The following is a 26133-nucleotide window of genomic DNA, read 5'->3' on the forward strand; positions in this document are numbered from 1 at the left end:
CATTATTATGCTAAATAATAGTTTTTAATTCTATGAAGTAGCTATTAGATGACCTTGCTTATTTACGATAACCTGCAGTATTATGTTGCAGGTTATTTATTTGGTATTTATATGTAATACATTTGTTGTTAGTATTGTCTTATTACAAACTACCCAGAATGAAAACTTACTTTTTGCTTATTATTTCTATGCTTTCACCCTTCTTTTATGGTCAGAGCACGACAGCAGCTGTTGATGCTATTATTAAAAGAGAAATGACTGAGCGAAAAATTCCGGGATTACAGATCGCCGTTGTGCAAAACGGAAAAATTATTTTAAAAAAATCGTATGGTACAGCGTATGTACAGGATCATATTCCTGTTACAGATACAACCATTTTTCCTATTAACTCGTGTACAAAAGTGTTTACAGCTACAGCTATCATGCAGTTGATGGAGGAAGGGAAAGTAGATTTATCAGCTCCTGTTTCGAAATATCTGGATGACCTTCCAGAAACATGGAAAAAAGTGACAGTTGAGCAAATGATGACTCATATTTCGGGATTTCCCGATTTGCTAAGACTGTTTGATCCCAATACAGGTAACGCATCGAAAACTGAAAAAGAAATATGGGAGGAGCTAAAGACGGTTCCTATGATTTTTAAAACCGGAGACCAGTTCAGTTATAACCAAACGAATTATTATTTGTTAGGGAAGATCATTGAAAAATTTAGTGGAGAACCTTTTGATCAGTTTTTTAAAAATCGACAGTTTCAACAGGTTGGTATGACTAATACTTTATTTGGAGATTCAAGAGATGTTATTCCTCATTTTGCACCCACTTACCGGTATAGAAGCCTAAACGAAACCCAGGGAAAATGGGTGAATGATTACTTTATATTTCCGGATTTCAGCAGAACAGGTTCGGGAGTCAACAGTACCGCTGAAGATATGGCAAAATGGATTATTGCTTTGGAAAGTGGTAAACTCCTGAAAACCCGTGAAGCATTAAACAGAATGTGGTCACCTATAAAAATGAATGATGGAAGCCCCACAGCCTGGGCTCCAGGATGGGGTATCGCGAAATTCCGGACCAAACACAAAGCAGTAGGGATGTCAGGAGGTAGTAGGTCTGCATTTCTGGTTTATCCTGATGATCATTTAGCGGTCATTGTTCTTACTAATCTGGGAGGAAGTTCTCCTGAAGATTTTCTTGAAGAGCTTGCAGCCGTTTATAATCCAGACATTATAAAAGCCGATCCCGTTACTTTTCTCAGAATGAATTTAAAAAAGATTGGTTTTGATAAAGCCATAGAATTAGTTGATTCCGAAAAGAAAATAAATCCTGATTTTAAGCCACAGGAATTTGAGCTTAATGAATGGGGCTACAGAATGATGTCAAGAAATGAGCTCAAAAATGCGTCTGAAATTTTTAAGTTAAATGTCTACCTATTTCCGAAAAGCTGGAATGCTTATGACAGCTATGGAGAAGTATTACTAAAGTTAGGGAATAAAGATCAGGCAGTTAAAATGTATCAAAGATCAATGGATATGAATCCTGACAATGAAAATGGGAAAAATGTTCTGAAGAAGTTAAGTGAAGAAAGATCTAAATCTATTTCTAAATAATAATTTTAAAGAAACTCTAAGAATAAAAATTAGGCATCATTTCCATAAGAACCAGTAATGAAATTAGCTTTTTAGAGGATTCGTAATTCGGATTTAGCTGTTCCCTTATTTCATTTAAAGCCTTACTTAAATTGTTACTGACCGTTTTATTACTTAAATTAAGTGCTTCTGCGGTTTCAACAACAGACATATTCTTTCGGATACGTAAGTCGTATACCTTCTGCTCAGTCGGGGTAAGGTGAGAAATTACTTCGTCTATCATTGTAAAGAGTTCGGCAATATCATTATCTTCAAGTATCTCTGCATACTCAGAATCGGTTATTTCAGATAAAAAATCTTCTGACTCATCCACATATACTTCCTGTATTTTTTTAATACTTGCGTAATAATCAAGAATACGGTAGTGTATAAAACGGAATAAATAACCTTTAGCACTTTCATCTTCATCGGTCTGTACGAATTCAGGATTTTCAAGAATTCTGATCCATAGGTTTTGCAATAGCTCTTCCGTAGCTTCTCTATCCTTCGTACGCATAAAGATCATCGTATAGAAACTATCCCAATATCGTTCATACAATATTACAAAAGCAGGGCGGTCGCCTGATTTTATTTTCTTTAATAAAATATCGTCTGTAGGTTTCATAATTTCTAGTACAAATTTACCTAAACTAATATTAATGTTTTATGAATTATCCAGCCTGTAAGGTTAAATATTTCTGAAAAAAAATCACGTTTTCCACCTTTAATGTGTAGGATTGTTCATAAATGTATTGTTTTTGTTGAAAAAATAACGCCAATGTTAATGATATATTAAATGGCGTTTGGGAAGTTTTTCTTTTTGCCCAGTATTATAAGTGAGGGTATTTACGAAACTAATACAACAGAAAAACTAATACAACAAAATTATAAAGTGAAGAAATTGAACTACAGCAAGGCCGAGGCATTTGTTTTTAAATTATGGGGCAGGGAAGTATCCGGCGATAAGATCTCAGAGAAAGAATCAGAAGTCTTGGAATTGTGGAAGAATGAAACTATAAAAGATCTGGATAAAAAACATGTTCAGGAATCCAAAATAAGAGTACTCTCAGGTTTGGAATCCTACTTTGCAAGTCCGGTGAGAAATAATGTGTTTTATCTGAGAAAGAATTTTTATAGTGCCGCTGCTGTATTTCTTATCCTATTTGGTCTTACGGGTTTCTTTACTTATCAATTTTTCATTAAACCTGATGTATATGTCGCTGTAGATGCTAACCGTACTATAAAACTGGAAGACGGATCTACAGTAATGCTTTTGCCTGGTGCAAAACTTACCGTTGAAAAATCTTTTCCAGCTAAAACAAGGATAGTGGATTTACAAGGGGATGCCATATTTAAAGTAGCTAAATCCAAAATCCATCCATTTATAGTTCGTGCAGATGGTTTCAGTACAAGAGTAATGGGTACGGTATTCAAGGTAATGCAGAGAGGAGGACAAAAAACAGTGGAATTGTATGAAGGTAAAGTTGCTGTTTCTTCACCAGGAACTGCTGTTTCTTACCTTACCCCTAATCAGAGATGGACAAACTTTGGAGCTCCACATACGGCCGCGGTAATTACTGAGAAAACTGATATAAAATCTGGAAAAAAGACTTCAGTATTACTGACGCTGACCTTCAATGATGTCACGTTCAGGAGTATCATGGAGGTTTTATATAAAAACTATGGAATCAGTATCAAATACCCGGAAGAAATAGCTGAAAAGAAAATTACAGCAGATCTTACAGGAAGCAGCTGGGATGAAAATGTAGAAGCACTCGCATTTATAACGGGGCTTGAGGTGCATAAAGAAAATAATACCACTTATATATTAAAAAAATAGTAACAGGATTATTAGATGGAGTTTACGAACAGAATTATGAGTCAGTCAGTAATAAAAAGTGGTGTTAAAAATATGAGAAACTTGAAATGCAGTCTTACAGTAGCGGTGATCTTCTTTGCCACAACAATAGACGCGCAGGAGCTAACAATGAAAGTGTCTTTTTCTGCTCCGGCAGGAAGACCTTTGATCAGCACATTAGAAGAATTAGCAGATAAAGCAAGGATGCGTTTGGTCTACTCAAAATCAGATATAAAAGATCTTAAAGTGGGAGAGGTAAAGTGTGATAACATTCCTGTAACCGACTGTCTGAAGAATATTACAGATAATCTTCCGGTAGCGGTGCGCCAAAGAGGAGAACTGATCTCAATACGATATCAGGGATCTAATAGGTCTGTGTCTTCTGTACAAGGAAATGGAAAACTTACCGGAAAGATCGTAGATGAGGTGGGAAATCCAGTTGTAGATGCAGAGGTAAATGTAGCAGGTAAAACAACAGTAACAGATAACAACGGAGATTTTAATTTCAGTATTCCTTCAGGGATTTATACACTGACCGTTAAAGCATCTGGTTACAGCTCTTTAAGAGTGGAGAAATTAAAGATAGGTAATGAGGAAACGAATATGGTTTCTTTCGCCATGAAACATATTTCTTCAGATAAAGAAACCAGTATTAAAGAAGTCGTGATTACCGGAACACGTAAAGCAGATACCCAGGCAGGGCTTTTGGCACAGCAAAAGAAGGCTGCCCAAATGAGTGATGGAATTTCGGCTGAACAAATTTCCAAAACACCGGATAGCGATGTTGGGGGAACCCTAAAAAGAGTAACTGGGATTACCACGATAGATAATAAATATGTGGTCGTTCGATCAATGGGAGAGCGATGGAATACCGCTGCAATGGACGGGATTAATCTACCAAGTACAGAAGCTTATAATCAGAACTTTTCTTTTGATATTATCCCTACTGCAATGGTAGAAAGCGTTGTAGTAAGTAAAACAGCAACGCCGGATATGAATGCCAGTTTTGCCGGTGGATATGTGGAAGTAAGGACGAAAGATATTCCGAATGAAAATTTTACGACGGTGAATGTAGGTTCTTCTTACAATGATGTCACGACATTTAAAGAATTCATTTCCAAAAAACGGGGGAAATACGATTACTGGGGTTATGATGACGGAACAAGAGATTTTCCTAAAGGCTTAGTAGCAACTGACTGGAATAACCCTTTATTTTTTGAACAATCCAAGCAGTTTACCAATGATAATTTTACGAATTACGCTACCAAAGCTAATCTGAACTCTAATATGCAGATTGCTTTAGGGAGAAACTTTAAACTGAAAAATAATAATAAATGGGGTTTTGCTGCTGCCATTACAACAAGAAACGAACAGAATAAACTGGATATTGATCACACTGGAAGAGGAGGGTGGATGGATAATGCTACTCCGGTTAACAACTGGCAAGAGCTGGGAGTTGCTCCGGTACGTTTTGCAAATTTTAAAAATAAAGGAGCTTCTTACACTTATAACTCTACGATTGGAGGAATGCTGAACTTCGGTCTACAGCTTGGAAAAAACAGAATCTCCTTCCGTAACTCTTATACCCATATTTATGATCAAACCTTGACAAGAATTACAGGATGGAATGAATATGTGGGTGGAAATGGAGATGCAACAGATTCTTACAACTATTTTTATTATGGTTTAAATCCTAATAATACAGATCCGAAACTTCTGGATAAGCCAATTACGGAAACAACTGACTATCCAGTTTATCAGACTTTGTTGCAGAACAAGCTGGAAGGTAATCATAAAATAGGAAATAAAGAAATCAGCTGGTTTGCAGCAAGAACTGGTGTGACTTCCGATACAAAAGACTATACCCAGTATCGCACAAACTATAATTTCATAGGAAATGAGATTTTGAGTTACAATCAGATTTACAATTCTCAGGATAATTTTGCAAGAGGTTATATTGCCAATAAAGAAACAGATTACAATTATGGTGCTGCATTAAAATGGAGTATGGATTCTGAAAATTTTAAAAATGATGTTAAAATAGGGTATGCCGGAGCTATAAAGAATAATACAAATCAGCAGCAAAAATTTTTCCTGAGAGTAGATGAAAACCGTGATGTTCCGAACAGTGAAAAAAACAGTCTGATCATGTATGGATCTCTTGCTGGTTGGTTTGATGGTTCACATTATAATTCAGGTGGTATTGGATGGCAGACGAAAGCACTTTATAAAAATGATAAATATGAAGGGAAAGTTACGCAACATGCACCTTTCATTATGTTCGATAACCGTTGGAATAAACTGAGACTGGTTTGGGGAATGCGAGCTGAGTATTTCAAATATGATCTTATTTCCCAGCAACAGGATCCTAACGACCCTAAAAGTGTTATAAAAGAGCCTATTAAAGAAAAAGCATGGCAATGGATGCCATCAGGAAACTTCACCTACAGCCCTTTAAACAGCATGAATGTAAGACTGGCTTATAACAGATCTGTCATCCGTCCCCAGTTTAATGAAAGAACAGGATTACCTTATTTTGATCCGATTGCAAACGGTCTTATCTATAATACAGAAATGACATCATCGGTAATCAATAATTATGACTTCAAGTTTGAATGGTTCCCTGGATTAGGAGAGATTATTTCTGCGGGACTTTATTATAAAGATATTGACAGGCCAATAGAACGGGAAGGATATATTTCTGCAGAAGGAAACCTGTTTCTTTATAATGGAAATTCTAAAAATGCCAAATTAAAAGGATTTGAGGTGGAAGTAAGAAAGAGCCTTGGCTTTATCAGAGAAAATACTTTCCTGAAAGACCTTTTTATCAGTGGAAACTTTACATATAATGATACTAAGGTAGTTGCTTTTAAAGACAGATATAAAACGCAGGACACAGATGCAACCTATGAGGTAAGCCGTCCGCTGTATGGGCAGACTCCTTATGCTTACAACCTGGGATTATTATACAACGGAGATCGTCTGGGACTGAGCTTTTTATACAATGCAAAAGGGGATCAGTATATTACTGTAGGGTACGCTTATATTGGAGAAGAGATACAACGGCCTTATGCAGTAGCGGATGCTCAGATTTCATATAAACTTTTAAAGGATAAGAATCTGGAGCTCAAATTTAATGTAAGAAACCTATTCAACAGAGTAAGGGAATACTACAATAATTTCAATTCATATTCAGTGTCTAAGGGTGGTGGAAGCTCTTTTGATACACAAAGAGAATCATTGGGACTTTTACCCGGAGCTACAGATAAATATGATAAAGATATTGATAGAATATTGTTCAGGGCTTACAATGGAAGAACATTTGGGTTATCTGTAAGCTATAGCTTTTAGATAAGAGAAAATAGAAAATTTAGCTTTTGGCAAAAGCATTATAATATAAGATCTTATAAATGGTAAATGTTACAGGTTTCCGTATCCTGAGATCTGAGCGAATAAAAACTGATGATGCGCACTTCAGTAAACATTCAGACGAAAATGGGAAATTACTGTATCCCCGGACAGTAGTTAAATCTAAGGGGAGCTTTATATAACTGCACCTCAGTTATGTAAGGTTCTAAAAACAAAGTGTAACCAAATCGCGGAGATATTTAAAGGTGAGTATCCCGTAAAACAGGAATCATCCGGACCAAAAAAATAATAACCGGATCCATATTTCTAAATTTTACAACAATGAGAAAATTAACTTTAATCGCTGTAACAGCTTTATCCCTAACAGCTTGTCGTGAGAATGATTCTATGTCAGATTCTTCTAAATTTGAAATGCAATCTGCTTCTGCAGAGTACATCACAGCTTCTGCACTTCCTGTTACGGCAGTAAGTGGTGCGATTACTACTAATACTACTTGGAGTGGTGTTGTTGAAATCGATGGTATTGTAACTGTTAAAGATGGAGCAACTTTGACTATCCAGCCAGGTACTTTCATCAAAGCAAAACCTAATACTACAAATACACCAACAGGAGTTTTGGTTATTGCTAAAACGGGTAAGATAAACGCTACTGGAACTGCTTCTCAGCCTATTATTTTTACAAGTTATAAACTTTTGGATGGAAAAGAAGCAACTAAAGCTTCTCCAGGTGATTTCGGTGGAGTTATTATGTTAGGTGATGCCCCTACCAATAAACCAACAACTACTGTTATTGAAGGATTATCAGGTGTTGATTACCAATATGGTGGAACAACAGCAGGTCATAACGGAGGAACTCTTAAATATGTACGTATTGAATTTGGAGGATTTGACCTTTTTGCTCCTAACTCAGGAAATGAGATCAACGGATTAACTTTAGGTGGAGTTGGTAATGGTACTACATTAGACCACATCCAGGTTTCTTATGGTAAAGATGATTCATTCGAATTCTTCGGAGGTACAGTAAATGCATCTAACCTGGTATCTTTTGCTCCGGATGATGACAACTTCGATTTCGATTTCGGATATTCAGGAACTATTACTTGTGCATTAGCATTAGCTGATTACAACTCTACACATAGCCAAAGTGGTGGTGTTTCTGATACAAACGGTATCGAATTGGATAACGACGGGACAGGTTCTTCAGCTTCTCCTTTTACAAATCCAACGGTTAAAAATCTTACTATCGTAGGTGCTAAGAGTCCTTTAAATGGAGCATTGTATGAAAATGCTATCCACGTAAGAAGAAACGGTAAATTAACTTTAGATAACGTTGCGGTTACAGGTTATCCTGTAGGAGTATTGTTAGAAACTGTAGGTGGAGCAGCTGTGAATCTTGCAGATCTTAACTTTACATCAGTACAGGCACACGGATATACTTTCGCTACAGCTTCTAAAATAGGATCTACTACTGCAGCGCTTACTATTCCTGGAGTTACTACTTCTACAACTAACCCTGCTAACGCTTGGGGAATGACTCAGCCATTCTTTAACGACGCTCCGGCATGGAATGTTACTCCTAGAAATTGTGGAGATTTCAAAGGAACATGGACAAAATATAATTTTTCAATTGTACAATAATTGATCAATATGGGGTGGCAGAACCTGCCATCCCATTTTTTATTTCATCTTTAAAATTTGTAATATGAAAAAAATAATTTTATTATCTGTTTTGGTTTTATCAAAATTAGTGTCAGCACAATATCCGGTGTGGACCAATTCTTTTAATTCCACAAGTGATATGCAAGGCTGGTCTTTTCACGATTTGAATGGAAATGGAAATGGATGGATCCAAGGACCAAACATTTATTATAACGGTACATCGTTAGCTTATGGTTCAGCAGGTTCTCTTCGTTATTCAATAAGTAACGTTCCTTCAGGATTTGTAACGGGATTTGCTACAGAAAATGACTGGGCTATTTCTCCTGCAATCGATCTTACTGCAGCTTCAGGAACTATTACCTTAGCAGCTTATATTGGTAGACAGCAGACCGCACATGATTTGGTTAGCAGATATCTGTATATTTATGAAAGTACAGCTCAAAAACCGGTACCAGAATTGTCAGATTTTCAGGCATTGGCAGTAGATGCTGGCGGAAATCAATTAGGAAGTCCTTATTATATAAGTGCAGGAGGAAGTAATCCTTTTCCTGCTGATTTAACTCAGTTTGTAGAAAGTCTTGTAGACCTTTCAGCATTTGCCGGGAAAAAGATCTATATTGGATTATGGTCAAACAGATTGACAGATGATGATACTAACGTTCAAAATATCAACATCAACGAAATGGCAATCTATTCATCATTTCTAAATACACAGGATGTAAAAAAAGTAAAAAATACAACTTCAATTATGCAGAATCCTGTAACAACATCGTTGATGTTAAAACTTAATCCTGCATTAAAAGAAAATGCTATTACGGTAAATATCATCAATATGGCCGGACAATCAGTTCTTACAACTCAATACAATAGAGAGATTAATGTTGCAGGTTTATCTTCAGGAAATTATATTGCTGTAGTATCAGATGGAATCCTTTCTGAGAAAGTGAAGTTTATCAAAAAATAGTTTTTTAGATGCAGGTGTACTCCTTGTTTCAATTTTTTATAGATGTAAAATAATAACCATGTCAGCAACTATCATTATAGGATTTATAGTACAACCTGCTTAATATACAATTTATAAGTATTGCCCTCAGTCTGGCTTTGGGCAATATTTCTAAATTTAGTTTTATATAATAATATCATTAAAAATGAAAAAAATAATCGCCCTTGCTATTCTTACAGGTTTGTTATCATGCACCGATGAGGTGATGCAGCCTTATGATAAATCGCAGAGACCTGCAGAAATTAATATCAAGGGATTTTCAAAACCGGATGTAATACAGCTAAGGCTTAATGGTAAGCCAATAAGCATTAATGGAAATACATCTTATACCAATAATATAGAAACCAAGCTAAGCTTTGTCGTAGATGAAGGAGAAACGGATCATATCGAAATCTATAACAATGAAAACGGAAAGCGCATAGCCAACTATAATATCAACTTTAATAATACAGATCAATATAAGAACTTAAATTTCTTTAACCTTCCGGGAATTTATCTTCAGACCTATGCTGTGAAACCTCAGGTAAATCTTGGAAAAGTAGGCTTTGAACTGCTCTTTCATAATCTGGGAGAATATTCACACTCTTCATTAGAAGGAGTAAAAGGAGTATTAAAGAAAGAGAATGGTGATGTATTGGCAGAGTTTGAAAATATTGAAAAAAATAATTTCTCACCATTGAAGATGTATAGCTTTTTCAGTGTTACAGCTCCCGTTTATTTAGAGTTGTATAAACCAGGAACAACTGATCCTTATTTTGGATCACAACTGATTAAGGTGAAAATAAAACAAGATATCGGAGCCAATATGATCGTACTGCAGGAGAAGCTGGAAAATGGAGTTGTTGTGGTGGTTGGTGATATCGATATCGTAGACTATTTATAAAAAATTCCATTAGATAACTATTATGGGTAGATTTTTAAAGTTTTATATGCTGACGTTATTGCTTTTAAGCACAATAGCTGTCAATTCCTGCAGATCTGAAGAAGAAGCTATCCCGGATTTTCCTGATGGAAGTGTGGAATCCGTTAATGTTTGGGTACAGGATAATATGAAACGTTATTATTACTGGGCAGATCAGATGCCTTCAAAACCGGACTATCATCTTCCGGTAAAGAAATTTTTTGCAAGTCTTCTATCACAAAACGATCGTTTTTCAAGCATTGTAAATACTGAGGATTCTTCAACCTATTTACGGACAGTCCGAAACATGTATGGTTTTGATTATGCCGTAATTCAGCTTGCCAATGGACAAATAACTGCTGTAATAAAGCTTGTGTTGCAAGATTCTCCTGCTCAGAATGCTGGTTTACAACGTGGAATGATCATAAAAAAGATCAACGGAAGTCTGATCACTGCATCCAATGCCGAAAGCCTTCTTAATTCTATTCCAGATAATACAACCCTCGATCTTACAGTAGGAGACTGGGAAGCCGGAAATGTGATCAATGAAAAAAATATTATAGTATACTATGGCTTTTCTCTTGATCAACCCATTGTATCAAGAATTTTTGATCAAAATGGCAAAAAAACCGGATACTTATATATATATGATTTTCCAGATGGAATGTCTCAGAGTCTTAATCAGAAATTTGCAGAATTCAAAGCTGCTGGAGTAAAAGATCTTGTTGTAGATCTTAGATATAACTATGGTGGATCAGTAGCTTCGGCTGCAGCATTATGCTCAATGATCCCTTCAGGAATAACTGCTAACTCACCATTCATAACCTATAAAGGGAATAAAAATGGTGGTGAAGTGAAAAAAACATTTGCAGAACAGGTAGCTTATGATCCTACTGCACTTAGTTTTTCGGCACTTCATACTAATTCATTGGGGTTAAGCAGAGTATTTATTCTTACCTCCAGAAATACAGCGTCAGCATCTGAGATAGTGATCAATAATCTTAAGCCTTATGTGCAGGTAATACAGGTAGGAGATACCACTTTAGGCAAAGATATGGCGGGGTTTGCAGTAACAGATGACAGTAAATCTCAGAAGATTACTTGGCAGATCCATCCTGTTATCTACAAAGTGTACAATGCAAATGGAGAAGGAGAATACAGTGGTGGAATTTCCCCTCAGATTCCCATTAATGAATATACCTCACTTCCTCTGATTCAGCTTGGAGAGTCAGAGGAGATTTTGCTTCATGCTGTACTAAATAAAATATATTCCAAATCTGTTAACCACGAGAATTCAAATAATAACGTGAAAATAATTACAGAAAGTGAGAAGCCTTTTTCAATAGTTAAACCCTAAGTAGGATCTATTGAATTAAAAAAAAGAAAAAGAAAAAACCAAATCAAACATATATTATATTTTTTTTTAAAATTGAATTCACTATGCAGGGAATAGAGCCAAAAATACATCAGGAAGTGATCAAGAGAATTAATGATCTAGAACAATTGCTAAAGCAAACACCTGAACCGGAAAGAACATATACAGATGAGATTTTTATGATGAATACAGAGCTATCAGCACTGTATGATGAATATCTTACGATAAAAAAGAGATTGGAAACTTGTATTAAACTGTACAGGTTAAGACATATTGAAATCCGAAAACAGCTTACCCAGAATATCAGGAAGCTGAGACGTGAGACAGTTAATCAAAATAGGTAAACATTTTTACCGCCATTTAGTTTTACTGATTAGTAATTTTAAAAATGAATAAATAAAATCAATATCGACATATAAAGCAAAACACAATTCCATATATATTTATACTAAAAATTATGTTTTTAGTATTTTTTTTGTTGTATCCTATATTTACGGAATATTGTTCAGAAAATAAACTATTTTTTGGGATTTTGTGAGTACTTTTGAAAACTTAAGGAAGTATGAACTCTTATTAGATTATTTTACGTTTTATGATCTTAATTGTCGATGATAACGAAAACAATATTTACTCGTTAAAGAAATTATTAGAGTCCAAAGATTTTCAGGTGGACACGGCTAATTCCGGGGAAGAAGCATTGGGAAAAGCTTTGAAAAATGATTATGCCCTGATTATTCTGGATGTGCAGATGCCTGGGATGGATGGATTTGAAGTTGCGGAAATATTTGCAGGATACAGCAAGACCAAAGAAATTCCTATTATATTTCTGTCGGCCGTAAATACCGAAAAAAGATTCATTACACGCGGTTACGCTTCTGGTGGAATGGATTACGTTACCAAGCCGGTAGATCCGGAAATTCTTTTACTTAAGGTTAAAACATTTTACAACTTGCAGGAACAGAATCTTGCAATGAAAAAAACACAGCAGAGTTTAGAGCTGGAAGTGAAAGGAAGAAGGGAATCTCAGGTCAGCATGAAGTCTAAAATTGATCATTTTCATCTGATGCTGGAAGGCTTACCGCAAATTGCCTTTACTTTAAATGAAGAAGGAATTGTAGATTTTGTGAATGGCAGATGGTATCAGTATTCTGCTTCTGATGAAGACTTTCCGGAAACATATCCTGAAGATACAGATATTAAAGAAGAGTTTGAAAAATCTAGAAAAAAAGGAAAATCTTTTGAATTGGAGACCCGGATAAAAAATATTGAATCCGGAAATTACAGGTATCACCTGTTAAGAATATCGCCGGTATATGAAGGAGATACCGTTAAAAACTGGGTAGGAACATTCACCGATATTGATGATCAGAAAAAGGTAGAAAATGAGAAAGATGAATTTCTCAGTATTGCCAGCCATGAGCTGAAAACTCCCTTAACCAGTATTAAAGCTTATGTGCAGCTATTGGAGCGTAAGCTAAAGCTTGATAAAGATAGTGCAGAGGCAGGTTATGTAATGAAAGTACAGGATCAGATCGAAAAGCTGAACAGCCTCATCAGTGACCTTCTTGACGTTTCCAAAATAGAGAATGGTAAACTGAAGATCAATAGAAAACCTTCTAATTTGGAAAAGGTACTTGATAGTGCTATCGAAACCATACTTCAGACGCATGACGAAAATAAAGTGAAAATTCAGCGTCATGGAGAAATATCAGATATTCTCATTCCTTTTGATGAGATCCGTATAGAACAGGTGCTGATCAATTTCCTGACGAATGCCATTAAATATTCACCTCAAAATAATCAGGTTATTGTAACTACTTTTGTAGATGAACAAGAAGTAAAAGTAAGTGTTACAGACTTTGGTATCGGTATTCCTGATTTTAAGCAGAAAGCTGTATTTCAGAAATTTTATCGTGTTGAAGAATCATCATTACAATTTCAGGGAATGGGAATAGGTTTATATATCTGTTCAGAAATTATCAAGCAACATAATGGAACTATCGGATTATCGAGTATCATTAATGAAGGTTCTACATTTTATTTCACTTTACCTTTAAACTAATTTTTTATGCCGAAAAAAATTATAAGAAATCTGCAATTTGGAGTAGGAATGTCTTTGCTGATTTTAATAGCAAGCTCAGTAGCATCATATTGGAGTATTCAAAAGCAGATGGATAATCGTGAAAGTTTATCCAAAACCCGACGATCTATAACTGCAGTAAAAGATGTATTAATTGCTCTTTTAGATGCAGAAACAGCAAACAGGGGATACCAGTTAACAGGGAAACAAAATTTTTTAGAACCTTATAATAGAAGTATTGCCGAATATCCTAAAGCAATTGCCAATGCAAAATCTTTAGATGTTACAGATAAAGCACAACTCAAACGTTTAGAGGATTTAGAAGAAAATGCAAGTAGTAACATTAAGAATCTGGGGCTTTATGTTGAAAATAGACGTCATGGAGTAGAAATGACACAGGAGCAGCTTATTTTGAGTAAATCCTATATGGACAAATGCCGGAAGATCGTCCGTGATTTTGTACGATATGAAGAAATCCAGCTCGAGATAAAAAATAAGGATCTTAATCGATCATCCAATACAACCGTTATTTTTATCCTGTTTTCGGCGATTGCAGCCATAGTAGTTACGGTTTATCTCTATGTTAAATTGCGAAATGATCTGACCCGCAGAGATATATTGGAAAAAGAACTGAAAGCAAAAGACCTTGAAATCAGCAAACGGGTAAGTGCTATCCGACAGATTGCAAATAGAGTGGCAAACGGTGATTATAGCCAAAAGGCAGTTGATAATGCACAGGATGATCTTGGTGATTTAGTGGATTCACTTAATAATATGACTGATTCACTGAAAAAGTCTTTTGAAAAGATCAATAGAAGTGATTGGCATCAAAAAGGTTTAGCACTACTAAACGAATCACTAGTAGGGATTAAATCAATTAAAGAAGTTACTACCAACTCTTTGAACCATCTCATTGAATATGGAGAGGGTACAAATGGAGCTATATATTTAATTGATGAAGGAAAATTACAACTAAATACAGCAGTAGGTTTAGAGGAAAACATGAAAAAATCCTTCGAACCGGGAGAGGGAATGATTGGACAGGTTTTTCTTCAGAAAAAAACAAAGGTTTACAAAGATCTTAATGAAAATGATTTTGCTGTAACTTTTGCAAGCAGCAAAGTAAAAACTAATGGAATTGTGCTTGTACCAATTACATTGGACAGACAGAGTATTGGTGTACTGGAAATAAATTCAACGACTAATTTTGATCAGGATAAAATCAATTATTTTGTAGATAGCTGTCGGAATATTGCTACTGCCATTAGTGCGGCAAAAGGCCGCGAAATGGAACAGCGATTATTAGAAGAAACCCAGACCCAGTCAGAGGAATTACAGGTACAACATGCCGAACTTGAAAACCTGAATACTGAACTCGAAGCGCAAACTCAAAAACTACAGGCTTCAGAAGAAGAATTAAAAGTACAGCAGGAAGAATTAATGCAAACTAATGCTGAACTGGAAGAAAGGTCAAAACTCCTGGAAGAAAAAAATCATCTGATTGCCGAGCGTAATATCGAAATTCAGAAAAAAGCAGAGGAACTGGCTTTAAGTACCCAATATAAATCTGAATTCCTGGCAAATATGTCGCACGAACTGCGTACACCTTTAAATTCTATCCTTCTTCTTTCCAGGTTAATGGCGGAAAATCCTGAAGAAAACCTGAATGAAGATCAGGTAGAATCAGCAAAGGTAATTCAGAGTTCTGGAGGAAGTCTATTGACACTAATAGACGAAATTTTAGATCTTGCTAAAATTGAATCAGGTAAGATGGTCTTAGAATATGATGATGTAGCCATAGATGAGGTCGTAAAAGATCTACGAAATCTTTTCAATCCGGTAGTACTTGAAAAAGGAGTTCAATTTGATATCCATATAGAAGATGGTCTTGAAAAAACTATCGAAACCGACCGGTTAAGATTAGATCAGGTATTACGAAACTTGCTGTCAAATGCATTTAAATTTACCACAGAAGGTAATGTAGCATTGCATATTAAAAAAGATCCTACCAATAAGAACTTCATTATTTTCAGCGTTAAAGATACTGGAATTGGTATTCCTGAAGATAAGCAAAGAATTATTTTTGAAGCATTCCAACAAGCTGACGGATCTACTCAGCGGAAGTTTGGAGGAACAGGTCTGGGCTTATCTATAAGCCGTGAAATTGCTAAGTTATTTGGTGGGGAACTATCATTAAAAAGCAAAGTGGACGAAGGAAGTGAGTTCAGCTTAATCATTCCTATGAACACGGGTTCAGAAATATTACCGATGCCTTCTGATCTGGAATTAGTAGAAATTATACAGGAAGATGTAGAGGAGATCAAAAATATTATCGGTTATGATGAACATGAGTCTGAAATAGCAGCATCAGTTAGCGTTTTGGAAATACCCGAAGATGTAGCAGACGATCGGGATACCATTACCGATGGTGATAAAGTAATTTTGATCATTGAAGATGACACCAATTTTGCTAAAGCATTACTGAAATATGCCCATATGCAAAATTATAAAGGAGTAGTTGTAGTAAGAGGAGATCATGGATTATCTGCAGCACTGCAATATCATCCGTTAGCGATCTTACTGGATATTCAGTTGCCTGTAAAAGATGGATGGCAGGTAATGGATGAACTAAAATCAAATCCTAAAACAAAACCTATTCCGGTACACATGATGTCTTCATTGCATGTGAAAAAACAGGAAAGTCTGATGAAAGGAGCTATTGATTTCATCAATAAACCAGTTGCTTTAGAGCAGATGACTGATGTTTTCAGAAAAATTGAAGAAGCTCTCCGGAAGTCACCTCAAAAAGTTCTGATTGTTGAGGAAAGCGCCAAACATGCCAGTGCATTATCTTATTTCTTGAGTAATTTTAATATTTCATTATCAATAAAAGATAATGTAGAAGACAGTGTAAAAGCCTTAACTGAAGATCAGGTGGACTGTGTTATTTTAAACATCGGACCAACCAGAGGTAATGGCTATAAAATTATTGAATCGATCAAAAGTTATGATGGATTAGAGCATTTGCCGATTATTATTTTTACTGAAAATAATTTATCCTCATCAGAAGAGCTTAAAATCAGACAATATGCAGATTCAATTGTTGTGAAAACAGCACATTCCTATCAACGGATATTAGATGAAGTAGGTTTGTTTTTACATTTGGTCGAAGAAAAGAAAAGTTCGGAAGAAACACCTAGAAATAAGACATTAGGATCACTAACCGAAGTTTTAAGTGGTAAAAAAATTCTGATCACCGATGATGATGTCCGGAATATATTTTCATTAACGAAAACTTTGGAAAAATACAAAGTAGAAGTAATTTTGGCGATGGATGGAAAGCAGGCATTGGAGCAGATTAAAGTACATCCCGATATTGATGCCATTTTAATGGATATGATGATGCCAGAAATGGATGGCTACGAAACGATACAGGAAATAAGAAAAAAACCGATGTTTACCAGATTGCCAATTATTGCAGTAACAGCAAAATCAATGATCGGAGATCGTGAAAAATGTATCACCGCAGGGGCTTCAGATTATATATCAAAGCCTGTAGATGTTGATCAGTTATTGTCATTGTTGCGCGTTTGGTTGTATGAAAGTTAAACACAAGAGTTCTGATGAATAAGAAAATTTTGATTGTGGATGATGATCCACGAAATATATTTGCACTTAAATTAACACTGAAAGCCCGTGGTTATCAGATGGAAAGCTGTACTATGGCGGAGGAAGCCATTCAGCTTTTACAGAAGGATGATCAGATTTCTGTGGTGTTGATGGATATGATGATGCCCGAGATGGATGGTTATGAGGCCATTAAAATTATTCGTAATACACCATCTATTAGTAAGATACCTATCATTGCAGTTACGGCGCAGGCTATGCAGGAAGATCGGCAGAAATGTCTGGATGTAGGTGCACAGGATTATGTGAAAAAACCTATTGATGTAGATTTATTATTAACAGCTATAGAAAAACTATCCTAAATGCTAGAACCGAGTATTGTAAAAGATGAAGAGGTAGAATGTCTTATAAAAGATGTTTATGAGCTATACGGATATGATTTTTCGCTATACAGTAGAGCTTCCTTCAAACGTAGAGTGAATAGGATCTGTCTGATCGATAAATTTACCAGTTTTGCAGAACTTCGGTATACCGTTCTCAATGATCCCGATTATCTCAAGCATTTTATTGAAGAAATTACAGTGAATGTTACAGAGATGTTTCGTGATCCCTATTTTTTTAAAGCATTAAGGGAAAAGATACTGCCACAACTGGGAACCTATCCTTTGATCAGAATTTGGGTAGCTGGATGTTCAACAGGCGAGGAAGCATATTCCATGGCTATATTACTTAAAGAGGCCAATCTCTATCAAAAATCACTGATCTACGCAACAGATATTAATCCTTCCGTACTAGAAACAGCAAGAGCAGGCGTTTTTCCATTACAACAGATGAAATTATATTCTGAAAATTATATTCTCTCCGGAGGAAAAAAAGATTTTTCTGATTATTACACGGCGAATTATGATGGAGCAAGATTTGATAAGAGTCTGCAGCAGAAATTAATTCTGTCAACCCATAATCTGGTGTCCGACAGTTCCTTTAATAGCTTTCAGTTGATTATATGCCGTAATGTATTGATTTACTTTGATAAAGAATTGCAGGAACGTGTATTTCATCTTTTTGATGATAGTTTGGAAAATCTGGGCTATCTGGCCTTAGGTTCTAAGGAAACATTGAGATTCTCTAATTTAGGTAAGTCTTATCATCAGGCGGATGATCAGAAGATCTGGAAGAAAGTAGATTATAATTAAAACAGAAAGATGAGTGTAAATATTGAATTGGTTGTCATAGGAGGTTCTGCGGGAAGCTTGGAGGTTATTTTAGATATGATCAAAAAGCTTGACCAGAAGATCAGCTTTACTATACTATTGGTTGTTCATCGTAAAGTGCAATCCACAAGTATATTACCAACCTTGTTACAGCAGTTTTCCTCCATTGAAGTATCTGAAATAGAAGATAAAGAAGAAATACTAAATAACCATATTTATATTGTTCCCGCCGACTACCATCTGTTGTTTGAAAATAAGCAATTGGTGTCACTCGACAGTTCTGAGAAAATGAACTATTCCCGTCCGTCGATAGATGTGACATTTAAATCTGCAGCAGAGATGTATGGGAAAAGTCTTGTTGGTATACTGCTCTCAGGTGCCAATGCGGATGGTGTAGAAGGCTTACAATACATCAAGAAAAACGGTGGTGAAGTCTGGATTCAGGATCCTGATACAGCCGAGGTGAACTATATGCCAAAACATGCTGTAGATGGAGTCGCCTATGATCTGATCATTACTCCACAGGATCTGGCAGCACATATTAATCAATTGAATACTTTAAATAAGCTTTAAAATTAAAACTAACCATATATGAACAAGAAGAAAATTTTGATTTTTGACGATGATAAAACGATTTTAGACGTAGCTACCATCATTTTTGAAGAAAGTGGTTACGAAGTTGGAATTTCTGAAACATCACATGACATTATTGACAAAGTTTCACAATTTCAACCTGATGTAATTTTAATGGATAACTGGATTCCCAATATTGGTGGAGTAGAGGCAACAAAACTGCTTAAGAGTCATGAAGAATTCAAAAAGATTCCTGTGATCTATATTACAGCCAATAATGATATTAATTCATTAGCCGAAAGTGCTCAGGCAGATGATTATATTGCAAAACCATTCAATTTGGATGATTTGGAAGAAAAAGTAGCAAAATACATGAAAGATTAAAGTTATCATTAAGTAACTTTGAAATTTAATATACAAAGGGTCTTCAGTATGAAGATCCTTTTTCTTTTATTCTTTATTAAAAAAATAATTAAAAATAAATATAGCTGACTATATAGTTGTATATATTTTTATATATTTGATCATCAGAAATTTTATTTTTAATGAATAATGATTTTATAAAAGAGCTTGGTTATAAAGCACTTGATTCCCGTTTTAAGAGGATAAGTGAAAAGATGGCTTATAGTGTAAAAAAGCTTTATAAAGACCTCGATTATGATATTGAGCCCAACTGGTATCTCGTTTTTATGATACTGAGAGATAAGGGTGAACTGTCTCTTATTGATATTGCTGAAAGCCTGGGCTATTCACATCCGTCTATTGTCATCACCGTAAAAAAAATGAACAGCAATGGATACCTGATTGTAAAAAAAGATCAATCAGACAAACGAAAACAGATCGTATCACTTTCTCCCAAAGCAATCCAGTTAATGCCTGAGTTTGAAATTCTTTGGAACAGCTGCGAAGCAGCAATCTTAAATGTAATGCAAGAAGATCTAAGCATTTTAAATTATTTGGATGACATAGAATCAGCACTGGAGGAAACTTCGTTTTATTATCGATTTAAACAGGAATATAAAAACCATTTAAAATAATCCTCATGAAAAAATATTTAATACTCCTTCTTACCATGTTTTGTCTATTTTCTTACGCCAAAGAGACAAAAATTACAATTAGGGCAAAAGCAAAAGATGCAAAATTTATAGGAAGCTCTTTAGGTGGAGCCTATGTAATTATCAGAAATAAGATCAATAATACGATTCTGGCTGAAGGAAAAACAAGTGGAAGCACCGGGAATACTGATTTGATCATGAAGGCTCCAAAACATAGAGAAAGCTCTATTGCAGATGATACTACAGGCAAGTTTCTGGCGACTCTACATATTGATGAACCGACGTTTGTGAGCATTGAAGTATTTTCACCTTTTAATCATAAGCAAGCACAAGCTAAAGTCAGTACAGAAATCTGGGTAATTCCCGGTAAAGATATTCTAGGTGATGGAATTATTCTGGAAATACCAGGCTTTATTATTGATATTTTAAAACCCCGGACCCATCAGTATATTGCCTTAAATTCTATTAGTGGAAAACCATTTCAAATTCAGGCTAATATTGTAATGATGTGTGGCTGTGTGATCGATAAAGGCGGAGTCTGGGACTCCGATAAATTTGAAACAAAGGCTATTATTAATAAAGATGGAAAACTAATTAGTGAAACCAGTTTATCATTAATTTCTACCAATCTTTTTGAAGGCAGCGTATCAATCTCTTCACCCGGGAATTATGAAATATTTGTTTATGCTTTTGATCCGAAAACTGGAAATACCGGAGTGGATAAAATAAATTATGTGATTTACTAATATAATTTTTTCATAATTAATATATAGTTGTAGTATAGTTTTTGGATTCATTTTTTTATTGAAAGGTCTAAAATTGACAGATAAAATTAAAATATTATTATCCTGATTTTTCACTTTTCTGATGCAAATTACCTTTGAAATTCATACTTTTATACACGTATACAAGAGTCTGATAGATGATGAATTTTAATCGTTGGAGTTTTACAGAATATTTGAAAATACTTGAACATTTTTCCTTGTCAGAGTGGATTGGGTTTAGTTTGGCAGTCAATATCGCTCTTTACTTATTTTCAATAGGATTATATATCTTTATTGAAAAGACCTGTCGTAAAAATAAACTGCAGCATTTCAGTCATCCCATAGTACGTTCTGATTTTTATTTAAGCATTCTTACAATTGTTTGCAATAGCTTTGTAATGCTGTTAGGCGTTTTCTTATGGAAAAATAACTGGATCGAACTCGATGACAATTTTTCAGCAGTTTCAATTTTTTTACAAGTTGTAGCTTTAGTCCTCCTCATGGATTTTTGTATGTATCTGTTTCATTATGCAGCTCACATACCATTTGTGTACAAGAGGCTTCATGGTAAACACCACGAACATGTGAACACTAATTTTTTAAGTCTTTTCGTATTGCATCCGGCAGAGACTATAGGTTTTGGATTAATGATATTGGCATTATTAATAGGCTATGATTTCTCTGTGATTTCAATAACTCTTTATCTTTTTATCAACCTTATCTGGGGAACCATCGGGCATTTAAATAAAGAATTTTTTCCTGCAAGATTCAATACATATTTTGTAGGAACGACCCAGTTTCATAATCAGCATCATCTGGATGAAACTAAAAATTTCGGTTTCTATACCTCTATTTGGGATAAATTGTTTGGTACTTATAAAATGTAGACGTTTTTTAATGCAACTTTTTAAAGCTTTGTAAGGTATCGATAACCCCTTCAAATTTTTCGTCTTTAAAAATACCAGATTCGTACACCCTTTCAAAAGTCCCTGCAATTCCAGAAGCTACCATATTCGGTAAGTTTTCATTTTTTAACATTTCAGTAAGCCCTTTCATTTCATCAATTCTCCTGAAAATATGTTGTGGATAGGTGGGCGTTGTTTTTACAAGATCCTGATAGGTACCAGGAAGAAACTCCTTTAGACTCTCATTTAGTTCATCAAGAATACCAAAATGAGCTGCTGCAGTCATTGTTTCAAAGAATAAAGCATTCATTCCCTTATTCACCATGGAAAACAATAATTTGTAGGCAGATGCTGCCTCCGTTTTATCACCTGCATCTTTTACTTTAAAAAATTCCGAAAATTGATCAATAAATAAATTTCTGTACATGCCACTTACGATCAATGTAGCATTATCAGGAATGTCTTTTGAGGCTCCCATCACCGCTCCGTTTATAAATCTGATGTTTATAGAAGAAAACAAATTTTCAATGGATAAGGCAATTTCAGGAGTATTGGAATTCAGGTCTATGTAAATCGGATGGTTATTGGTGTTTTTTAAGCAGGAAACCGTATTTTTTGCAAGCTCCAGACTTGCTTCAGGACTGCTTAAAGAAAGAATAATATCTGTCTGCTCAACTACACTTTGCAATGAACCTCTGTCAATAATCCCGGAATCCTTTATGTTTTGTAAAGTTTTCTGTGACCTGCCTTCTCCGGCAGTAATCACATTATAGTTATTTCGGATCAATTCTTTCGCAATTTGAGTTCCCATATCTCCGGGAAATAAAAGGGCAATAACTGGTTGTGCTGACATTCTTATTTATTTTTAAGTTGAAGAAGTAATTAAATGGCTTCAATTATTCTATTGCAAATCTCCTTAAAATTTTTAGATCTGTAAAACACATTATTTCGATGGATTCAATTGCTAAAACCGATTAATAATTAAAATCAATGTAGGAATGATCAGTCTTCCTATATTGATTTTAATTGAATTATTGTTACGCTTATCTTTTTTCTATAACCGGAATATTGGTGATTACTTTCCATTTATCGTTTTCCAGTACACAAACGATGGTGGATTTAAATCTGACAATATCACTTTCCAAAGTTAATTTAGCAATGGCAATATTTCCTTTTTGTTCAACAGATTCAAAAGAAATGGTTCTCGGTCTTCCCCCAAATGTTTTGTTTCTGATATGATCAATGTATTCTTTTTTAGAAATAATAAAAATCCCTTTCTGATCAAAGAATCCATCCTGGATATTTTGATAGTCTTTGTGAAGGATTTCCTCCATAAGCACGATATCACTGTTATCGCCAGCTTTGATAAAGCTTTCAATGGCTTGTTGTATATCTTTCATGTTCTTAATAATTTAAATGTTGGTTTATTTGTTTTCTCTGCTGTTCAATTTTCACTCCGGCATCATCTGGATTTATCATTCCATCCATTGGAAAATAGGTGATCTCCATAATTCCAAGCTGATTAAAAATACTGGTTAGTTGGATTTCAATAGGATTTTGTTTCTGTATGATGGGTTGAAGGATACCCATTGTAGAAATAATAAATGCTCTTTTGTTCAGGAGTAATCCTTTTATACCATTATTATCATAGGTAAATGTTTTTTTTGTCCGGACAACCAGATCGAAATAAGCCTTTAATGAAGAAGGGATTCCATAATTATACATAGGACAGGTGATAAGGATCTCATCACTGATATATAATTCCTCAATCAACTGATCCGATAGTTTAAGATGTTCAGAATAAAGGGTTTCATCAAAAAATCCATTTATGGTTTCCTGTGTTAAATGGGGCGTAGGTTCTAAGGTCACATCCCTTTCGATGATCTTTCCATTCGGGTGTTTTATTTTCCATTGCTGAACAAAATAGTCACCCATTGAACGGGAATAAGAATCGTTCATCCGGAGGCTGCTGTCAATACGAAGAAGTGTAGTCATGTTTGCTTTTTTATTAAAGACAAACAGCTCTTCTAAAACGTGACGATTATACCAATTTTTTTAATTTTTCAGGATCAACGATAGAGTAGATTTCCCGAATCATGCCTTCATGGTCAATATCTAAAATGTGACAATTGTAGATCTGATTTTCCCGCCAAAAGCAAATAGCGTGCTGATGATTGAAAATATGAAAAGTATAGGGTTTTTGATTAAGAAATTGCTGTTGTACATAGGCAAGTAGAGTAGCAGTGGCTGATTTTCCAACTTCAACAGCTTTTATAACACGAACCCGCTGCCCACCATCTGCAGAAAGCTTGATGTCATTTAATAATAGCTCTTCAAGCATAGAAATACTTCCTTCGCTTAATGCCCTTTGATATTGGGAAAGCGTTTCATTAGGAATGGATGAGTTGATGTGATCCGGTATATACTGTACATTTTGAAGCTGTTTACCAGCTCTACTCAGTATTTTTCTTGAATTTTCTACAGAAATATCAAGAACTTCGGCAATCTCCTGATGCGAATAATCAAAACCTTCCTTTAAAATATATACGGCACGCTCTTTTCCAGACAGGCGTTCTAAAAGTACGAGCAACGTATAACGAGCTGTTTGTTCTTTTATAAGTTTAGTTTCTGCATTTTCAAGGGATAAAGGTTCAGGTAGCCATTCACCATACACCATTTTTTTGGTGTGCCTGTTTTTAAAGTTAATGGCATGATTGATCGTACTTTTGATTAAAAAGTTCTTTTCATTCCGTATATCGGTTTTATCCAGTGAAATATATTTTTCCAGCACATCTTGCACAAGATCCTGAGCATCCTCGTAAGAACCTGTAATATTATAAGCGTACGTTAAAAGTTGACGGTAATTTTCCTGCATGCTATTTCTTTTTAAGACCCAAAAGAGAGTGAAAACGTGACATCCCATAAATAAAGATGATCAAAAAGAGTAAAAGTAGTACTTTTATATTTTTGTAACTATAAACGATGCAGGATCCATTAAGAATACATATTGAAAAAGTTATTCCTCTTAGTGATGAAGAGTTTGCATTAGTATCCTCTTATTTCACAAGAAAAAAGTATAAAAAACATCAGTTTTTAATACAGGAGGGAGAGAAAGTTATGTATAATTATTTCGTATTAAAAGGGCTTTTAAAACTGGTCTATACCGACGATACCGACAAAAGTCATATTGTTGGGTTTGCAATGGAAGATTGGTGGGAAAGTGATTTTCAGGCTTTTTATACACAAACTAAATCAACAATGTCTCTGGAGTGTGTTGAAGACACTGAAGTTTTATGCCTAAGTCTGAATGACTACAGAAAACTGTGTAATGAACTTCCAAAGATGGAACGTTTCTTTCTTGAAAAAGCCTATTTCGGTTTTATAGCAGCGCAGCAGCGTATTATCTCTACAATGACTTCCAATACTAAAGAAAGGTATGATAAATTGCTTGAAAAATATCCAGCATTGGTTCAGCGCGTTCCAAAGTCTCTTTTAGCTTCTTATCTGGGTGTTTCCAGAGAAACATTAAGTCGCTTTTCTTCTTAAAATGTGATCTTCCTCACTCTATAATCGTGATGAAGGTCAAGGGATGATCCTGGGTATAAATTGCAATTTTGTCCTATTAATTTTATACAGTTAAAACAATGGAAAAAAGAACAATCAATCCCTGGAATTGGCAAAAAGAACGCAGCTACTCGCAGGCTGTAGAAGTAAAAAATGTTGAAAGTACATTATACTGTTCCGGTCAGGCGGCTATTGATCCGGATGGAACATCAAGTAATAAGGATATGAAATCTCAGCTTCAGCAGGCCATTGCGAATCTGGAAGAAGTAATCACTACTGCCGGATACGAATGTAGAAATATTGTAAGGTTAAATATATATACTACATCAACTAAAGAACTATGGCCCCATTTTCCTATTCTTCAGGAATGGATAGGCAGGCATAAGATTGAGCAGGCTGTTACCATGCTGGAAGTGACCGGATTATTTGAAACATTAACGGTTGAACTGGAAGCAACTGCTGTAAAATAATTTCAAAAAGTATTTTGAAATAAAACCTTCAAATCAAAGATTTGAAGGTTTTTTATGCCAGTAATTTCTAAAAACACTAAAGAATCCTTTTGCA

24 protein-coding genes are annotated in these 26133 nt (G+C 35.0%); 19 read left to right on the plus strand and 5 right to left on the minus strand.

Translation table 11 applies throughout. The features are described 5' to 3' along the window. Nucleotides 1-158 precede the first annotated feature (158 nt). Nucleotides 159-1607, plus strand: coding sequence for a serine hydrolase (locus J7E44_RS22600; RefSeq protein ID WP_214834169.1), 1449 nt, complete (start codon nucleotides 159-161; stop codon nucleotides 1605-1607). Nucleotides 1608-1623: 16 nt separating this feature from the next. Here J7E44_RS22600 and J7E44_RS22605 read toward each other — a convergent pair whose 3' ends face one another. Next, entirely contained in the window at nucleotides 1624-2250 is a 627-nt protein-coding gene (locus tag J7E44_RS22605) for an RNA polymerase sigma factor (RefSeq protein WP_214834172.1), read from the minus strand. A 267-nt stretch (nucleotides 2251-2517) separates the two neighbouring features. Between J7E44_RS22605 and J7E44_RS22610 the strand changes: the two genes are divergently transcribed. From J7E44_RS22610 to J7E44_RS22685, 16 genes are all read left to right on the plus strand, one after another. After that, complete coding sequence (locus J7E44_RS22610; protein WP_353050518.1) at nucleotides 2518-3465, plus strand: FecR family protein; 948 nt, start codon at nucleotides 2518-2520, stop codon at nucleotides 3463-3465. Nucleotides 3466-3537: 72 nt separating this feature from the next. Continuing rightward, nucleotides 3538-6834: a TonB-dependent receptor gene (locus tag J7E44_RS22615; protein ID WP_214834175.1), complete on the plus strand. Its 3297-nt coding sequence runs from the start codon at nucleotides 3538-3540 to the stop codon at nucleotides 6832-6834. Nucleotides 6835-7173: 339 nt separating this feature from the next. After that, a complete protein-coding gene (locus J7E44_RS22620) occupies nucleotides 7174-8490 on the plus strand; it encodes a beta-helix domain-containing protein (protein ID WP_214834177.1) in 1317 nt (438 codons plus the stop codon). 64 nt (nucleotides 8491-8554) lie between these two features. Continuing rightward, nucleotides 8555-9475: a T9SS-dependent choice-of-anchor J family protein gene (locus J7E44_RS22625; RefSeq protein WP_214834180.1), complete on the plus strand. Its 921-nt coding sequence runs from the start codon at nucleotides 8555-8557 to the stop codon at nucleotides 9473-9475. 184 nt (nucleotides 9476-9659) lie between these two features. Next, a complete protein-coding gene (locus J7E44_RS22630; RefSeq protein ID WP_214834183.1) occupies nucleotides 9660-10397 on the plus strand; it encodes a hypothetical protein in 738 nt (245 codons plus the stop codon). Nucleotides 10398-10419: 22 nt separating this feature from the next. Beyond that, the gene (locus J7E44_RS22635; RefSeq protein ID WP_251040660.1) at nucleotides 10420-11772 is read left to right on the plus strand and encodes a S41 family peptidase; all 1353 of its coding nucleotides are present in this window, start codon (nucleotides 10420-10422) and stop codon (nucleotides 11770-11772) included. An 83-nt stretch (nucleotides 11773-11855) separates the two neighbouring features. Continuing rightward, nucleotides 11856-12134, plus strand: a complete 279-nt coding sequence (locus tag J7E44_RS22640; protein WP_214834185.1) for a hypothetical protein — start codon at nucleotides 11856-11858, stop codon at nucleotides 12132-12134. A gap of 248 nt (nucleotides 12135-12382) precedes the next feature. Beyond that, nucleotides 12383-13852: a hybrid sensor histidine kinase/response regulator gene (locus J7E44_RS22645; protein ID WP_214834188.1), complete on the plus strand. Its 1470-nt coding sequence runs from the start codon at nucleotides 12383-12385 to the stop codon at nucleotides 13850-13852. A gap of 6 nt (nucleotides 13853-13858) precedes the next feature. After that, nucleotides 13859-17479, plus strand: a complete 3621-nt coding sequence (locus tag J7E44_RS22650) for a response regulator (RefSeq protein WP_214834191.1) — start codon at nucleotides 13859-13861, stop codon at nucleotides 17477-17479. A gap of 14 nt (nucleotides 17480-17493) precedes the next feature. Next, the gene (locus J7E44_RS22655) at nucleotides 17494-17859 is read left to right on the plus strand and encodes a response regulator (RefSeq protein WP_214834194.1); all 366 of its coding nucleotides are present in this window, start codon (nucleotides 17494-17496) and stop codon (nucleotides 17857-17859) included. After that, nucleotides 17860-18690, plus strand: a complete 831-nt coding sequence (locus J7E44_RS22660) for a CheR family methyltransferase (protein WP_214834197.1) — start codon at nucleotides 17860-17862, stop codon at nucleotides 18688-18690. A gap of 9 nt (nucleotides 18691-18699) precedes the next feature. Next, a complete protein-coding gene (locus J7E44_RS22665; RefSeq protein ID WP_214834200.1) occupies nucleotides 18700-19281 on the plus strand; it encodes a chemotaxis protein CheB in 582 nt (193 codons plus the stop codon). Between the two features lie 18 nt (nucleotides 19282-19299). Next, a complete protein-coding gene (locus J7E44_RS22670; protein ID WP_214834203.1) occupies nucleotides 19300-19665 on the plus strand; it encodes a response regulator in 366 nt (121 codons plus the stop codon). A gap of 161 nt (nucleotides 19666-19826) precedes the next feature. Beyond that, nucleotides 19827-20318 carry a MarR family winged helix-turn-helix transcriptional regulator gene (locus J7E44_RS22675; RefSeq protein ID WP_214834206.1) on the plus strand — a complete coding sequence of 164 codons (492 nt, stop codon included), beginning with the start codon at nucleotides 19827-19829 and terminating at the stop codon, nucleotides 20316-20318. Between the two features lie 5 nt (nucleotides 20319-20323). Then, nucleotides 20324-21082, plus strand: coding sequence for a hypothetical protein (locus J7E44_RS22680; protein ID WP_214834209.1), 759 nt, complete (start codon nucleotides 20324-20326; stop codon nucleotides 21080-21082). A 176-nt stretch (nucleotides 21083-21258) separates the two neighbouring features. After that, nucleotides 21259-21987, plus strand: coding sequence for a sterol desaturase family protein (locus J7E44_RS22685; protein WP_251040661.1), 729 nt, complete (start codon nucleotides 21259-21261; stop codon nucleotides 21985-21987). 7 nt (nucleotides 21988-21994) lie between these two features. Here the strand turns inward: J7E44_RS22685 and J7E44_RS22690 are convergent, their stop codons facing one another. The 4 genes from J7E44_RS22690 to J7E44_RS22705 form a co-directional block, all read right to left on the minus strand. Then, nucleotides 21995-22858, minus strand: coding sequence for an NAD(P)-dependent oxidoreductase (locus tag J7E44_RS22690; RefSeq protein ID WP_214834212.1), 864 nt, complete (start codon nucleotides 22856-22858; stop codon nucleotides 21995-21997). Nucleotides 22859-23048: 190 nt separating this feature from the next. Next, the gene (locus J7E44_RS22695; protein ID WP_214834215.1) at nucleotides 23049-23405 is read right to left on the minus strand and encodes a nuclear transport factor 2 family protein; all 357 of its coding nucleotides are present in this window, start codon (nucleotides 23403-23405) and stop codon (nucleotides 23049-23051) included. A gap of 4 nt (nucleotides 23406-23409) precedes the next feature. After that, complete coding sequence (locus J7E44_RS22700; RefSeq protein ID WP_214834217.1) at nucleotides 23410-24000, minus strand: FMN-dependent NADH-azoreductase; 591 nt, start codon at nucleotides 23998-24000, stop codon at nucleotides 23410-23412. 46 nt (nucleotides 24001-24046) lie between these two features. Then, on the minus strand, nucleotides 24047-24880 hold the full coding sequence (locus J7E44_RS22705) for a sigma-70 family RNA polymerase sigma factor (protein WP_214834219.1): 834 nt from the start codon (nucleotides 24878-24880) through the stop codon (nucleotides 24047-24049). Nucleotides 24881-24987: 107 nt separating this feature from the next. Here J7E44_RS22705 and J7E44_RS22710 point away from each other — a divergent pair, with 107 nt between their 5' ends. Both J7E44_RS22710 and J7E44_RS22715 read left to right on the plus strand, forming a co-directional pair. Then, the gene (locus J7E44_RS22710; RefSeq protein WP_214834221.1) at nucleotides 24988-25551 is read left to right on the plus strand and encodes a Crp/Fnr family transcriptional regulator; all 564 of its coding nucleotides are present in this window, start codon (nucleotides 24988-24990) and stop codon (nucleotides 25549-25551) included. Nucleotides 25552-25649: 98 nt separating this feature from the next. Further along, on the plus strand, nucleotides 25650-26039 hold the full coding sequence (locus J7E44_RS22715) for a RidA family protein (protein WP_214834224.1): 390 nt from the start codon (nucleotides 25650-25652) through the stop codon (nucleotides 26037-26039). Nucleotides 26040-26133 lie beyond the last annotated feature (94 nt).

The sequence above is a fragment of the Chryseobacterium sp. ISL-6 genome, assembly GCF_018613715.1.
GTDB lineage: Bacteria > Bacteroidota > Bacteroidia > Flavobacteriales > Weeksellaceae > Chryseobacterium > Chryseobacterium paludis.